Annotated in this window: 11 protein-coding genes; 7 read left to right on the forward strand and 4 right to left on the reverse strand. The window is 52.7% G+C overall.

What is annotated here, in order from left to right; translation table 11 throughout:
* Window positions 1–44 precede the first annotated feature (44 nt).
* Window positions 45–1,706, forward strand: a complete 1,662-nt coding sequence (locus tag KVT34_RS12485; RefSeq protein ID WP_217558965.1) for a type 2 periplasmic-binding domain-containing protein — start codon at window positions 45–47, stop codon at window positions 1,704–1,706.
* A 173-nt stretch (window positions 1,707–1,879) separates the two neighbouring features.
* On the opposite strand, the gene KVT34_RS12490 is transcribed toward KVT34_RS12485, so the two are convergent.
* Window positions 1,880–2,380, reverse strand: a complete 501-nt coding sequence (locus KVT34_RS12490) for an SRPBCC family protein (protein WP_217558968.1) — start codon at window positions 2,378–2,380, stop codon at window positions 1,880–1,882.
* A gap of 325 nt (window positions 2,381–2,705) precedes the next feature.
* Here KVT34_RS12490 and KVT34_RS12495 point away from each other — a divergent pair, with 325 nt between their 5' ends.
* Entirely contained in the window at window positions 2,706–3,368 is a 663-nt protein-coding gene (locus tag KVT34_RS12495) for a hypothetical protein (RefSeq protein ID WP_254634794.1), read from the forward strand.
* A gap of 261 nt (window positions 3,369–3,629) precedes the next feature.
* Complete coding sequence (locus KVT34_RS12500; protein ID WP_217558970.1) at window positions 3,630–4,049, forward strand: GNAT family N-acetyltransferase; 420 nt, start codon at window positions 3,630–3,632, stop codon at window positions 4,047–4,049.
* A 244-nt stretch (window positions 4,050–4,293) separates the two neighbouring features.
* Here the strand turns inward: KVT34_RS12500 and KVT34_RS12505 are convergent, their stop codons facing one another.
* The gene (locus KVT34_RS12505; RefSeq protein WP_217558971.1) at window positions 4,294–5,343 is read right to left on the reverse strand and encodes an NAD(P)/FAD-dependent oxidoreductase; all 1,050 of its coding nucleotides are present in this window, start codon (window positions 5,341–5,343) and stop codon (window positions 4,294–4,296) included.
* Window positions 5,344–5,538: 195 nt separating this feature from the next.
* On the opposite strand from KVT34_RS12505, the gene KVT34_RS12510 reads away from it, so the two are divergent.
* The 4 genes from KVT34_RS12510 to KVT34_RS12525 all read left to right on the forward strand — a co-directional run bounded on the left by KVT34_RS12510 (window position 5,539) and on the right by KVT34_RS12525 (window position 9,343).
* A complete protein-coding gene (locus tag KVT34_RS12510; protein ID WP_217558972.1) occupies window positions 5,539–6,330 on the forward strand; it encodes an ABC transporter ATP-binding protein in 792 nt (263 codons plus the stop codon).
* Between the two features lie 4 nt (window positions 6,331–6,334).
* Window positions 6,335–7,255, forward strand: a complete 921-nt coding sequence (locus KVT34_RS12515; protein WP_217558973.1) for an iron-hydroxamate ABC transporter substrate-binding protein — start codon at window positions 6,335–6,337, stop codon at window positions 7,253–7,255.
* A gap of 73 nt (window positions 7,256–7,328) precedes the next feature.
* Window positions 7,329–8,339: a FecCD family ABC transporter permease gene (locus tag KVT34_RS12520; RefSeq protein WP_217558974.1), complete on the forward strand. Its 1,011-nt coding sequence runs from the start codon at window positions 7,329–7,331 to the stop codon at window positions 8,337–8,339.
* Window positions 8,336–9,343, forward strand: a complete 1,008-nt coding sequence (locus KVT34_RS12525) for a FecCD family ABC transporter permease (protein ID WP_217558975.1) — start codon at window positions 8,336–8,338, stop codon at window positions 9,341–9,343. The genes KVT34_RS12520 and KVT34_RS12525 overlap by 4 nt, the downstream gene beginning before the upstream one ends.
* Window positions 9,344–9,599: 256 nt before the next feature.
* On the opposite strand, the gene KVT34_RS12530 is transcribed toward KVT34_RS12525, so the two are convergent.
* Together KVT34_RS12530 and KVT34_RS12535 are read right to left on the reverse strand one after the other, a co-directional pair.
* On the reverse strand, window positions 9,600–10,238 hold the full coding sequence (locus tag KVT34_RS12530; RefSeq protein WP_217558976.1) for a class D sortase: 639 nt from the start codon (window positions 10,236–10,238) through the stop codon (window positions 9,600–9,602).
* A 127-nt stretch (window positions 10,239–10,365) separates the two neighbouring features.
* Window positions 10,366–14,148, reverse strand: coding sequence for a collagen binding domain-containing protein (locus KVT34_RS12535; RefSeq protein ID WP_217558978.1), 3,783 nt, complete (start codon window positions 14,146–14,148; stop codon window positions 10,366–10,368).
* Window positions 14,149–14,351: the final 203 nt, after the last annotated feature.

Consider the following 14,351-nt stretch of genomic DNA (forward strand, 5'->3'; position numbering starts at 1 on the left):
ACAGTAACACATGTAAAGATCACACGAGTAGGGGGAATTGAAGAATGGTCAAGTTCAGAAAATGGGGATCGGTTCTCATTGCGGCGGGACTCTTTACGCTGACGGCCTGCGGCGGGGCATCGGGCGATACATCGAAAGGCAGTACGGCTTCCTCCGGGGCCGAAGCCGCCTTCTCAAAGGGAAAATATGATCCGCCGATTGAAATCAGTTCGGTGCTGATGCCCAAGAAGTACGTTCAGGGCGATACCAAAGAGAACAACGTCCACGACCGCTGGATGCTGGAAACGTTAGGCATCAAACATAAGGATACCTGGTATCCGGCCAATGATGATCAATATAAGCAAAAGCTGCAGCTTGCGATCGCTTCGGGCGAAAAACTGCCCGACTTCGTATCCGTGCCGACCAATCCGGTTCTGACCAATCAGCTCATCGATTCCGGCCAGTTCATGCCGATTGACGAGCTTTTCGACAAGTACGCCAACAAAATTTTAAAAGAGCATTCCGCCGCGCATCCGGAATTATGGTATCCGTTCACGAGAGACGGCAAGAAATACAACATGCCGATTCTCGAGTATACCGACAATGACGACACCCTTTTGTGGCTGCGCGAAGATTGGATGGAAAAGCTGAACCTTCAGGCGCCTAAGACGATTGCCGATCTGGAAAATATCATGGACAAATTCAAAAACCAAAACCCGGACGGCCTGGCTCCGAAAGATGTTTTTCCTCTTGCGATTTCGCTGAAAAACAATACGAACACCTGGATGGGTTCGCTCGACTGGCTGTTCGGCGCTTACGGGACGATCCAGGAGCAGTGGAACAAAGACGCTGCCGGCAGACTTGAATACGGCTCCACCAACCCGGGTGCCAAAGAAGCCCTCGCCAAGCTGAAAGAGTGGATGGATAAAGGCTACATCCATACGGATTCCGCCCTTTGGGACGAAGCCAAATCGGCGGAAAGCTGGACCAAGGGAGCCGCAGGCATTCTGCCCGGAGCCAACTGGGTACCCGACTGGCCCGCACCGGATCTGCTCAAAAACGTAAAGGGCGCGAAATATAAAGCCTATCCGATACCTGCCGGACCTAACGGCCTAATCGGCACGAAATGGCAAAACTCCGGCGTAAACGCCAGTATCATGATCAACAAAGACGCCAAACATCCGGAAGCGATTTTCCTGTATTACAACTACCTGCTCGACAATCTGGCCAACCCGGCAGCCGGAAGCAAATATGAATACGGCTTCGCAAAAGGCTATGATTGGGATGTCATCGACGGAAAACCGACCAGCGACAAAGAGAAAATCAAAAATTTCTCCAACGAGTTCCCCTTCTTGACCGGACCGGCCCGAATTCCGGATCTGTATATGAAAACGCTCGTGAAGCTCGCCGACGGTAAAGCACCGGAAACCCCTTACGAGAAGCAGATGGCCGAATTCCGCAAACCGGAAAACTGGGCGGCAGCCAAAATCGTCATGTCCCAGCAGGACATCCGCAAGCAGAACTATTTCACAGGGGCGGCTACGCCGACGATGGTGTCCAAGTGGAACCTTCTCCGTCAATCGGAACTGGAAACGTTCAACAAAATTATTTACGGCAAACTGCCCATCACGGCTTTTGACGAATTTGTCGCCAACTGGAAAGCAAACGGCGGCGAGCAGATTACGAAAGAAGTCAACGACTGGTATAAGTCGGTTTCGTCCAAATAGCGGTTCACCGAAAAAAGCCCGGCAAACGGATCGTTTAGCGATCTGCTGCCGGGCTTTTTGGTTTGGAAAGCGGAAGACCGGAACTTGTCACCGGACTTCCATTTTTTTCGTGTGCTTATAGTGCTTGCAATACCGTCCTAACCGATCCGTCCCGCATTCCCTCCTAGATCGTCTCAGTTCCCTTGACTGCTCTCTTCGGCAAGAAATGCGTCTACGTGACGGATGTATTTCTCGTACCACGATTCCCATTCCTCCTTCCGGGAAGGCATTTCCTCCCCGTCCAGCAGGAGCCGGACAACTTCCAGGCATACGTGCCAGCCTGCAAGGTCTTTCGGGGTATGCGCGGTTATGGCTTGCAGCTTTTCGATCAAAACCAAACGGCATCCTTCCGGTTCGGGATACAGTTCAAAACGTACCCGGTCATCTCCCCACGTATATTCGAGTATGGAGGGAGGGTTCAGCTCCAGGATGTCCAGTTTTTCAAAGCTGCCGTCCGGCATATGGAATCGGATAAATCCGCCTTCACGCAGTTCCCCTACCTCCAGCTCGGAAAACCAGCGGGACAGCTTGTCATTCTCCGTAAGCATGGCCCACAATGCCTCAGCGGAATGCCTGTAAGCACGGCGGAAACGTCCGACGTATCCGTCCGGGGCCTTTTCAAGAATCGCCAGCATCCTAATCTCCTCCTGGTTAACCTCCACAATTTCAGATCATTTCGACGGCGGCCGTCTGACCGGTTGTTCTTCTGTTAGTTTATCAGCCGGAGATGTAAAAACAAAATTGCTAAGCAATTTGCGCGGAAAATATTTTCTTATCAAATCAAATTAATAAAGAAATATACCAACTAGTCATCAATCTACCAAATATAGTAACTATAATCATCTATTGGCATTGTCAAAAAGACACTAGTATATGGGTGTACTAGTATTTAGTTGGAATAGAGCGAGTTCTTGGCCGATTACAAGAGACGCTCCAAAAAAATTAACGAAAGAAGGTCTTATGATGAAAAAAATCGGTATTTCACTGCTCTCCCTCTTTACATTCCTGTTCTTTGCTTCCTCCGCTTTTGCCGTCACCGGAGAAGGCGCCGCGCGTCTGATCACGACCACCAAACATACGGCCATCCAGGGAACGCTGACGATCCCAAGTGCTTGGAATGTATCGAATGACGGCAGCTACATCGCGTTCTACCTCGGTCTGGGTGTCGTATGCGAAGGCGGCATTTCATTTAAACCTTCCACCGGCTGGAACAAATTCCTGAACTGCGGCGGCGGCGAAGGTAGTGCCTCGAACAAAACGGCACCGCTGACTGTCCAGCCCAAAGCGGGGGATACCATCTCCCTGAAGCTGGTCAATAACTTGAACGACACCGCCACTCTCTATGTAAACGGCGTCGCGGCTTATACAAACCTTCCGGTCGCAAATGCGGGTGCGCTTAAAGCGGCAACAACCGTAAAAATGGTTCATTCCACGCTGGACAACCAGGACAAAAACAGCTATACCAACGCTTCTTTCAGCAACGTGCTCGTGCAATCGCAATCCGGCGGCAGCTACACAACTTTCCCGACCAATATTTCTCCGGACTTCCCGCTCGGCGGCAAAGGGGATTATGTGATCAATTCGAGCAATCCGCTGGGTACCACGTTAAAAGCCGGCAAATAAAACGACGGCTTCATAACCGGACGGCAGCGTCCTTCGTGTGCGATACGGCTCGTACACCGCTTGCCTACCTAAAAAGAACCGCTTTGCGCGGTTCTTTTTTTATTTTCACGGGAGGAAACCGGAATTTCTAAACTAAAAGTTTGAAGTGCTAGGATAATCTTTATGTGCTCCGATACCCTAAAATCCACATAATATCACCGCTTCCTTATCACTTGCATTCATGTTGTATAGTGAGGATATAGGATGAAAGGAGTGGTAGATATGTACGTTAAGCATGAACGGCCCGGCCTCGTGGAGTATGCCGAACTAAGGAGACTCGCAGGGTCAGCTCCCTTGGAAGAAGCCGCAGCCGCGGCCGGTTTGAACGGCTCCATTTTCACGGTTGTTGTGCGCGACGAGAAATCCCGGCTCATGGGAATGGGAAGAATCGTCGGAGATGGAGCCTGCTATTTTCAAGTGGTGGATGTACTGGTGCATCCTTCCTGCCGGGATCAAGGGACGGGAACCGAAGATACGCTTATGAAGGAAATTGTCCGTTACCTGGAAGAAAATACGTCCGAAGGTGCCCAGGTGATTGTCATCTCGGATACGCCGGGAATCCGGTTGTACCAATCGTTCGGGTTTAAGCTGATGTATCCGGACTTTTACGGAATGTCTAGAAACTCCCGGCTGCCCGTTTAAAAGGCTCGGGAGATTAATCACAGGCGAGTTTCGCGTAAGCCACGGGTGAGCCACGGGAAAGCCTCGGTCTGCTCCGGTGAGCAAATGCTTGCCGGCGTGTCTGAAGCTTTCCCTCCCATGGAGAAACGCGTGCCGCCAAGAACGGCCCCCGCACGAATAAAAAGGTTCCTGAACCTGCCTTGAGAACAAGGCGGTACATGAACCTTTTTTGGGTCTTGCATCTCCGTGCCGAAGCGTATCGCTCCTACCCCATCATCTGCTTCACAAGCTCGCGGTTCCGCTTTTTGAAGATTTCGTTATGGGAAGAAACCATGCCGGTTTTATCGGAGCCGGGCTGGATATACTGCTTCGCCTGGTTGACCGCGTTCGCCGCATCCTGGAATGCGCCCGCGATTAAATGAAGCTTGCCGTCATGTTTCAAAATATCCCCGGCCGCATAAAGCCCTTCCACTGTCGAGACGCTCGAAGCATTGCCCGCAATGTAGAAATCGTCCGCAAGCTCAATCTCCAGCCCGCTGCTCTTGAGCAGAGTGCTGTCCCGTTCATAGCCGTGATTGATGATCACTTCATCGACCGGCACATGTGTAAGCTCACCCGTCAGGTGATTCGTCAGTTCGACATACTCGATAATGTCGTGGCTGGAAGCGGCGATCAGCCTCGTGATCGACGAATTCAGGAAACAGATGACGGAGCTTTCCATCAGCTGCTTAACCTGCGCTTCATGCCCGGTTAGCGCTTCTTTGCGGTGAGTCAGATACACCTGCTTCGCTACGGATTCCAGCTCGTTCGCCCAGTCGACCGCCGAATTTCCGCCCCCGGAAATGATCACCGTCTTGTCCTTGAAACGCTGCAGCGATTTCACCGTGTAGTTCAAGTTCGAAACCTCGTACCGCTCCGCTCCCTCGATTTGCAGCCTTTGCGGCTTCAAGATTCCTCCGCCGACCGCCACGATCACCGTTTTGGAATAATGCGTTTGCCCGGAAGCAGTATGTAAAACAAAATGTCCTTCATCGTCGCGGTCAATCGACTCCACCTTCTCGTTCAGCACCACTTCGGGACGGAACGTCAATCCCTGTTCCACCAGCTTTTCGATGAGCTGAGCCCCGGTAAGAGGCGTATGTCCCCCGACGTCCCAAATCATTTTCTCCGGGTACACATGAATTTTCCCGCCCAAATGCGGCTGAAATTCAATGATCTTCGTTTTGAGTTCCCTTAACCCACTATAGAAAGCAGAGTAGAGACCCGCCGGCCCCCCTCCAATGACGGTTACATCGAATAGGTCTTTCTCGTTCATGCTCCCTCACTCCTTGCCTAGAGTTGTGATTGATTATCATTCTCAATAAAATATACGACCTTTTCTGGAATTTTACAAGTCAAACTGCGGGTTGACAAATGTTTTGTCCCCCTTTAAAGTATGTTATGAGATGACGATGATAATCATTATCAATTAAATCGGCCTTTATTTTTCACATCTACTGGGGGTTGCATCATGGTTCGCCTATATACAGATGAACTGAATATCGGGTATGGGGAACGTTTAATCGTTAAAAATTTGAGCGTATCGTTTCCCGACCAGAAAATCACGACGATTATCGGCGCCAACGGCTGCGGCAAATCGACGCTGCTGAAAGCCGCCACCCGGATTATTTCCCATCAGTCGGGCTCTATCCTTCTGGACGGCGAACTGATTTCCAAGGAAAATACAAAGGTTTTGGCCCGAAAAATGGCCATCCTCCCCCAGTCGCCGGAAAGCGCCAACGGGCTTACGGTCGGCGAACTCGTATCCTACGGCCGGTTTCCGTATCAGACGGGCTTCGGCCGGTTATCGAAGAAGGACTACGAGGTCATCGATTGGGCGCTGGAAGTCACGGGAACAAGTGAGTTCAAGTACCGGCCCGTCGACGCCTTGTCGGGAGGTCAGCGGCAGCGAGTCTGGATCGCCATGGCGCTGGCTCAGGAGACGGACATTATTTTCCTCGACGAGCCCACCACGTACCTCGATATGGCGCATCAGCTGGAAGTTCTTGAGCTTCTGCAGAAGCTCAACCTGGAGCAGGGACGCACGATTGTCATGGTCCTTCACGACCTCAACCAGGCCGCCCGATTCGCCGACTATATCATCGCCCTTAAAGACGGCGAAGTCGTAAAAGCCGGGAATTGCGAAGACGTGATCAACCATAAAGTGCTGAAGCAAGTGTTTCAAATCGATGCGGAGATCGGCCGCGATCCGCGTACGGGCAAGCCCATGTGCTGCACCTATAACTTAATCAAGGGAGATTGACATCATGAAAAAACTGCTTCTACCCATCCTGCTCGTTCTGGTTCTCGCTCTATCCGCCTGCGGCACCAAGCGGCAAGAACTTGCCGATAAAGGGGGCGCTTTGGAAAGCAAACAACCTGCGACAATCACCTACCAGTCCGAAAGCGGTCCGATTGAAGTTCCCGCAAACCCTCAGCGTGTGATCGTGCTTTCGTCCTTCACCGGCAACGTGATGGCTCTCAACGTAAACCTGGTGGGCGTGGATTCCTGGTCCAAAAAGAATCCCCGCTTCGATAAATTAAAGGACGTACAAGAAGTTTCCGACGAAAGTCTGGAGAAAATTATCGAACTGAAACCGGATCTCATCATCGGTCTCTCCACTATCAAAAACATCGATAAGCTGAAGCAGATCGCTCCTACCGTCACGTTTACATACGGAAAAGTCGATTACCTCACGCAGCATCTGGAAATCGGCAAACTGCTCAATAAAGAAAAAGAGGCCAAAGCTTGGGTCGACGATTTCAAAAAACGGGCGGCTAAAGCCGGTGACGATATCAAAGCCAAAATCGGAGCGGACAAAACGATTTCCGTCATTGAAAGCTTCGAGAAACAGCTGTACGTCTTCGGCGATAACTGGGGACGCGGCACGGAAATCCTCTATCAGGAAATGAAGCTGAAAATGCCTGATAAAGTGAAGGAAATGGCGCTCAAAGACGGCTACTACGCCCTGTCCGCCGAAGTACTACCGCAGTATGCCGGCGATTACGTCATCTTCAGTAAAAATCCGGATGCCGATCATGCGTTCCAGCAGACGGAAACGTACAAAAACATCCCGGCGGTTAAAAACGGCCATGTGTTCGAAGCAAACGCCAAAGAGTTTTACTTCAACGATCCGCTTACCCTCGATTATCAGCTCGATTTCTTTATCAAGAATCTGGGCAAATAAGCGGCGCCATCCTGAAGGGATTCTTTCTAGAAAGAATTCCTTCTTCCATTCCAGTACAGAAAAGATGAGACGGATGAACAAACAAAACCCGCGTACCCTACCTTTTTCATTCAAGCTTGCAGCAGGTATCCTCGTATTTGCCGGCCTGTTTATGGCGGCTATGCTTTTCGGGGCGGCCGATGTCACCGTAAAGGATGTCTGGCTTGCTCTCACCTCTTCCTTAGCGAACGAGCAGATCACCTTGCTCCGAGAAATTCGGCTCCCTCGCGAGGTTGCCGCCATTTTCGTAGGAGCGGCGCTGGCCGTATCGGGCGCAGTCATGCAGGGCATGACCCGCAACCCGCTGGCCGATCCCGGCCTGCTCGGCTTAACCGCCGGCGCTAACGCCGCGCTCGCCTTCACCATCGCGTTCATCCCGGGGGTCGGCTACTTCGGCATCATGACGGCCTGCTTTGTCGGAGCCGTTATCGGAGCCGGGCTCGTTTTCGGTATCGGGACGCTCAAAAAAGGCGGATTCTCTCCGCTCCGAATCGTACTGGCGGGCGCCTCCGTATCCGCTTTCCTGTACGCCGTTGCCGAAGGAATCGGGCTTGTTTTCAAAATCTCGAAAGATGTGTCGATGTGGACCGCAGGCGGCCTGGTCGGTACGACCTGGGGCCAGCTTCAGGCCATCGCCCCTTTTATCGCGGCAGGGATACTTATCGCACTCGTTCTTTCGAAGCAGCTCACCATTCTCAGCTTGAGCGAAGAGGTTGCCGTAGGGCTAGGCCAGAAGACGCTCCGGGTGAAAGCGGTTCTTTTTGTGGTCGTCGTTCTGCTCGCCGGCGCCTCCGTCGCTCTCGTCGGAAATATGGCGTTTATCGGCCTGCTGGTCCCCCATATCGTCCGTGCCGTCATCGGAACCGATTACCGGTTCATCTTACCCATGTCGGCCGTATGCGGCGCGTCTTTCATGCTCTTCGCCGACACGCTCGCGCGGACCATACACGCCCCTTACGAGACGCCAGCGGCGGCGATCGTAGCCATGCTCGGACTGCCTTTTTTCCTGCTCATTGAACGCAAAGGAGGGAGAGCCCTGTCATGATCCATCCTTCCTTAATCCGAAAACAGCGGCTTCTGGTCGCGGGAGTTATCATCCTTATTGCGTTAACCGTTCTGGCCGGAATGGGCCTTGGGTATTCTTCCCTGTCGTACGATCGGCTGCTTCCCACACTGCTTGGGCAAGGCTCTTTCAAGGAGAATTTTGTCTTGTTCTCCATCCGGCTGCCGCGAATTATCATCACCCTCCTGGCGGGGATGGGACTGGCCCTGTCCGGCGCGGTTCTCCAAGGCATTACCCGCAACGACCTCGCCGATCCGGGTATTATCGGGATCAATTCCGGCGCCGGCGTCGCCATTGCCGTTTTCTTTCTGTTCGTCCCGATCGATCCCGGATCTTTCGTTTATCTGCTGCCTGTCGTCGCTTTTACAGGCGCCTTGATTACCGCCTGCCTGATCTACCTGCTGTCGTACAGCCGCAAAACCGGCCTGCAGCCCGTAAGGCTCGTGCTGATCGGCGTAGGATTCTCCCTGGCGCTGTCCGGCGTCATGATTGTAATTATCTCGTCCGCGGAACGGGTCAAGGTCGATTTCATCGCGAAATGGCTGGCCGGAAGCATCTGGGGAGCGGATTGGCCATTTATCGGCGCCATTCTCCCTTGGCTGATCCTCCTCATTCCGTTCGTGCTGTATAAAGCCAACCGCCTCAACCTGCTCGGCATGAGCGAAAGCGTCGCGGTCGGCGTCGGCGTCGCGGTCGAAAAGGAGCGGGCCGCCCTGCTGCTCGCTGCCATCGCGCTGGCGGCATCCGTCGTGTCCGTAACGGGCGGCATCTCCTTTATCGGTCTTATGGCGCCCCATATCGCGAAATCGCTCGTCGGCCCGAGAAACCAGATGTTCATCCCCCTCGCCATTCCGCTCGGCGGCTGGATGCTTCTCGTCGCCGACACGATCGGCCGCAATATTATCGAGCCTGACGGCATCGCGGCGGGAATTATGGTCGCCTTGATCGGTGCCCCGTACTTCATCTATTTATTGCTGAAAAAATAAAAGAAACCCGTCAGCGCAAAGGCTGACGGGTTCTTTTTTGTTCCCGGCTCCAGTAAAAACGCGGAGCGCTTTACTCATTTCAGGCGACCGGGACCGGTCTGTTTGGGCAAGACCGGCGGGCGAAGCTGAAAAATCTGCCCGGTTCGGCAGCTTTTTTGCTTATAAAATTACGAATTCCGATCCAGCCGGCAGAGCTCGCGAAACAACACCGGATGGGATGAATACCGCAGTACCCCGCCCCAAGTGCATAAAGGTTCTACACGGCCCGGGACTCGATCAGCGTCCCCTTGACGATAATCCGGTGGGTCGGATTTTTCATCGGGTGGCAAGTGATAAGTGTAATTTCACTATCCTTGCCGTTGCCTTGAAGTACCTCCACCTGTTGCGGCAATACGTACCGCTTCTCTTTCACTTCGTAAATGAACTTACCGGTGGACGTGTCCACTTCGATCTTATCGCCGACGGCCATTTCATCCAGCCGGTTAAAGTTTTTTCCGTAAGCGAAGTTTCGGTGACCGGCAATGGCATAGTTTCCGATTTGCCCCGGTTTCCCCGTATTGGAGATGCTTGCGAGCGAAATCTTCAAGTTTTCTACAGTGGCGTCTGTCAGAACCGGGAGCTTCAACTGGATTTTGTCGATCACCAGGACTCCCTCCACGTGTTTACCGCCCGTCGCAAGCGAAATCGGGTCTTCCGCTGTGTTTGGAGCTTGCCCGGCAGAAGAAGCGTCCGTTTCGTTCTCCGGCTCCGATTGGTCGATTATTTTCAAATTGGCCTGCCACTGGTCCAGCAGCCTGCTCTGCTGCATATTTTCGTATCGGTCCTGCAGAGTCGGATACAGAAAAACAACGATGCCCAGAATTACGCACAGCAGGGGAAATATCCGTTTTGTCATCTGAACGCCCCGCTTTGATTTCAATTTTATTCCCGCTTCTTTCTCCGTAGAAAAACCCTTTAAGCAAACCCGTTTAGTCTCTAAACAAAGTTTACTTAAAGGGTGTCCATCCTTTAATAGTCGCCTTTTATTTTTTTACGGCTAGTTTTCTTCTCCAAAGAATTCCGAGCACAATTAATGCGATACCTGCGGCTTGTACACCCCAGCGCCCGGTTTCACCCGTTTGTGGAAGTACGGCGGCCGGCGGATTTCCTTGACCTGGAACCGGTTTTGTCTGCACCGTGACATCCAGAAGCGCAAGGATCGTTTCGTTGCCTTGGCTGTCCTTGACGGCTACGGTAAAGCGGTCCTTACCTGTATAGCCCGGATCCGGGGTATACGTCCAGCGGCCGTTTTCGTCAATCGACACTTTGCCGTGTTCAGGCTGCTTGTCGATCGACGGCTTCTGTCCTTCCAGCACATCGACTTTGCCTCCGATAGGCGTATCTTTGTCCGTCGTGACTTTACCTGTTGCCGGAGAAGACGTTGGTGCCGGTGTTGACGTCTCCGACGGCGTCGGCGTCTCCGACGGTGTTGGTGTCTCCGACGGTGTCGGCGTCGGTGTCTCCGACGGTGTCGGTGTTGGCGTCACCGACGGTGTCGGTGTTGGCGTCACCGACGGTGTCGGTGTTGGCGTCACCGACGGTGTCGGTGTTGGTGTCACCGACGGTGTCGGTGTTGGCGTCGGCGTTGGCGTCTCCGACGACGAATTATCGGACGGTGACGTTGACGGTGTCGGCGTCGGTGTCACCGATGGTGTCGGCGTTGGCGTCACCGGTGGTGTCGGCGTTGGCGTCACCGGTGGTGTCGGCGTTGGCGTCACCGATGGTGTCGGCGTCGGTGTCACCGGTGGTGTCGGCGTCGGTGTCACCGGTGGTGTCGGTGTCGGCGTTACCGGCGGTGTCGGTGTTGGTGTCGGTGTCGGTACGGACACCTTGGCGTTTGTCACGTTCAGCGTAAAGCCGGCTGTCGAGTTAATCGTAACGGGACGGTCGGTATTGTCCAGCACATAACCGGACGGTGCCGCTTTTTCTTTGATGATATAATCGCCGGCCAGCAGCTTTTTAAAGACCAATGTGCCTGTCGAATCCGTTGTTCCGCTGTCAATCAGGGAACGCGAGTTTCCGGATTTGCGGTACAGTTCGAACACGGCGCCCTGAAGCAAGCGCGAAGAGTCGGCCGTATCCGCTTTCTTGACAGTGAGCGAACCTCTGATCCCGCTTCCCGTACCGGAACCGCTGGATACCCCAACGACGATACTATTGGTGGTTTCCTTCGATACCACTTTTACGTTATTTCCGCTAAAGCTGACTTTGTTGGAAACCGTATCCTGATCGTTCGCAACGATTAAAGACTGATAGTCAAGAACATAAGGCGCTGTAATTTCATGAAGGAAATCAAGCTCGAACGTCTGCTTGCCGTCATCGTCCGTCAGGATCACCAGGTTATAATCGGTACCTTTGACGGCCTCGGTGCTTTTGACGACGTCTCCGTTAGCGACTACGTTCGTCGTGTACAGCCGGAAAGATTCAGGCAGGAGCAGTTGGTTCTCCGTAGGGGTGTCTACGATTTTCGCGTCCGCTACCGTCGATTGTCCCCTGTTGATGTTGATGGTCCAGTTGATTTTGTCTCCGTTCTGGGAACCGCTTTTGTTGACGTATTCGCCGCCTTTCGGAATTGTCACCTTGGCGGTCAGCTTTTCCGATACGGGAGACGCGGCGTCGAACAATTCCGCCGTGTTGTCGACCGTGCTATCGATAAGCTCCCCATCCAGACTCGTCTTAAATGTGATATAGAATGGCGTCGAGGAAGGATTTAGGAGGGTCACCACCAGCTTGTTTGCACTGTCAACCGAATAGTTGTACTCGGAGCTGTCGATGATCGTACCCATGGAAGGATTGCCGTTCGCTGCAATATTCATTTTATAGAGAGCAAGCGAGCCCGGGACCAGGGTTTGTTTCGATTCGAGAAGGTCTTCGACGCTCGGGCCGTTGAGAGGCTTGCCATTGTAATTGACGCCGATTGTCCAGCTTAGCTGTTTCGTCGAGGCATTGTACGAACCGTTTTTGAAGCCGTTGTTTTTAGCCTCGTTGCGAGGGGTGAAAACAGCCGATACGGATTTTGTTTGCGCTGCGGATGTGCTGTCTTTCCACGTGATGTCCGCATTGTTCACAAAGTTCTTCGTGCTGCCCGGAGGCGTAATCCAATCGAAATTGTATTCCGTCTTATAGCTGATCGTGACGGTTTCCGACAGAGCACCCGCGAACGTCAGCTTAAATCCGGAATCTTCCGTTACCGTACCGTCCAGCGTATAGTCGGCAGGGCTGTTCAAAACCGTGCTTCCCTGCTGGACTTTGAACGTACCCGGTAGGATCTTCATTCCCTTATTCGGGAACATATCCGTAATGACGACTTCGCTCATCGGCTGCTTGTCGCCGTTTACCTTTAATGTCCAAGAAGCCGTTTTGTCCTGATAGTTAGCGGCATCCATGGTTTTGACCAGTACGACCTGCTTGACGGGACGATTTCCTGTCGCACTGTCGCCGCTTCCGGAAGTCACTTTGTTGTTAACGGTTCCGTCTGCGATTACGCGGTCGGCGGTCTTGGTCTGGTACGTAATTTTGTAGGCGCCTGTTACCTGCTGGTTAAATTGCAGCTTAAATCCGTTCTTTCCGGCAGCGGATGCGGATGTCACCGTATAATCTCCGGCCGGAATTTCGCCTCCGACCGTTTCGTTGCCGGCGTTATCCAACGTAACCGGGTACACTTTGACCGAGTTCGCTACCAGTTCATGGATATCGTCGAACAAATCGGTCAGAACGGCGTTCGTCTGGGATATCGCTCGTTCGTTGTAATTGTACTTGATGGCCCAGTCGATCGTTTGCGTGGCTGCGTCGTAGCTTACGGAGCTCTTGCTGAGCGCGCTTCCGCGCTGCACGGTTACGGTTGCGCCCGCGCTGACCGCACTCTGATTGCTGCCCTTAAACGTGGCCGTGTTATTGAAGGATACCGGGGCATTATCCATCAGGGGCGTTGTAAACTGAATACGGTACGCGGTCGTAATAGGGCTATCGGCAAAACTCACTTTTACCGTTCCGCCCGATGTGTCCAAGGTGTACTTGCCGGGATCGACAAGCGCTCCCTGAACGACCGTACCGTCCAGATTTACATCCAGCGCATAAACAACTGCCGCTGCCGGTACGGAAAGTCCCGCCGGAAGCGGATCCGTCATCACCGCATTTTCGACGGACTTTAATTCTTTGTTAACGTCCACGGTCCAATCGATGTTTTTAGCGTTGTATCCCTCGGGAACACCGCTTTTTCCGATTGTCGAAGCAACGTTAGGTTTAAACTGGAGAGAAATGATCTGCTCTCCGCCTTTAATCGGAAATTTAATTTTCTGAAGAGTCGAGCCAGTTATCTTCTGTTTGTCAAACTGGGTTTTGATCGTTAAAATCCCTCGTACGTCATCATGTGTCTCTATGTAGGAGTTGAAGGTCATCACGACTTGGCGGGTATCTTTGTTGACTGTAAACGAACCGACATCATCGGATTCAATGAGAAGAGGTCCGCTTATGTTGTTGAAGAGGAGAAACTCCGCAGGCAGGGTGAACTTGAACGTATCTCCGTCCTTGTAATCGTGTCCGTCAGGCAGAGACCAATGGTAGTCCACCTGCACTTTGGCGCCTTGTTCGTAAACATCGCCTGTCACGACGTTACCCGACTTGTCGTACACGTCCAAGGTTACGCTGTCCAAAATAGATCCGGTAATGCTGGCCGCATTCGCCGCGCTCCACTGTCCGAATCCGTTAAAAACTTGGACGAAGACCAGCAGCGCAACAAGGGCAGCGCTAATTTTTTGCTTCAGCATGAACGTTTCACGCCTCCATTCCCTCATTTATTTGCTGAAGTCAATATCACCTTATGTTTGTAATTAACTTGCAAGAGGATCGTTCACCTGCACCGTGCAGGAAGAAGCTCCGAGACGCTGAAGACGTCCGGCTCCTCATCTCTTCGGACAAGTGAATACAAAACGGACAGAGACTTCAACGGTGATTTTTTTGCCGTCCGGCA

This window comes from Paenibacillus sp. GbtcB18 (assembly GCF_019091125.1).
GTDB lineage: Bacteria > Bacillota > Bacilli > Paenibacillales > NBRC-103111 > Paenibacillus_F > Paenibacillus_F chitinolyticus.

Excerpts from the sequence above, each read along its gene's own strand:
- KVT34_RS12530 (WP_217558976.1), bottom strand. The coding sequence starts at position 10,238 with ATGACAAAACGGATATTTCCCCTGCTGTGCGTAATTCTGGGCATCGTT.
- KVT34_RS12515 (WP_217558973.1), top strand. The coding sequence starts at position 6,335 with ATGAAAAAACTGCTTCTACCCATCCTGCTCGTTCTGGTTCTCGCTCTA.
- KVT34_RS12505 (WP_217558971.1), bottom strand. The coding sequence starts at position 5,343 with ATGAACGAGAAAGACCTATTCGATGTAACCGTCATTGGAGGGGGGCCG.
- KVT34_RS12500 (WP_217558970.1), top strand. The coding sequence starts at position 3,630 with ATGTACGTTAAGCATGAACGGCCCGGCCTCGTGGAGTATGCCGAACTA.
- KVT34_RS12525 (WP_217558975.1), top strand. The coding sequence starts at position 8,336 with ATGATCCATCCTTCCTTAATCCGAAAACAGCGGCTTCTGGTCGCGGGA.
- KVT34_RS12490 (WP_217558968.1), bottom strand. The coding sequence starts at position 2,380 with ATGCTGGCGATTCTTGAAAAGGCCCCGGACGGATACGTCGGACGTTTC.
- KVT34_RS12485 (WP_217558965.1), top strand. The coding sequence starts at position 45 with ATGGTCAAGTTCAGAAAATGGGGATCGGTTCTCATTGCGGCGGGACTC.
- KVT34_RS12535 (WP_217558978.1), bottom strand. The coding sequence starts at position 14,148 with ATGCTGAAGCAAAAAATTAGCGCTGCCCTTGTTGCGCTGCTGGTCTTC.
- KVT34_RS12495 (WP_254634794.1), top strand. The coding sequence starts at position 2,706 with ATGATGAAAAAAATCGGTATTTCACTGCTCTCCCTCTTTACATTCCTG.
- KVT34_RS12520 (WP_217558974.1), top strand. The coding sequence starts at position 7,329 with ATGAACAAACAAAACCCGCGTACCCTACCTTTTTCATTCAAGCTTGCA.
- KVT34_RS12510 (WP_217558972.1), top strand. The coding sequence starts at position 5,539 with ATGGTTCGCCTATATACAGATGAACTGAATATCGGGTATGGGGAACGT.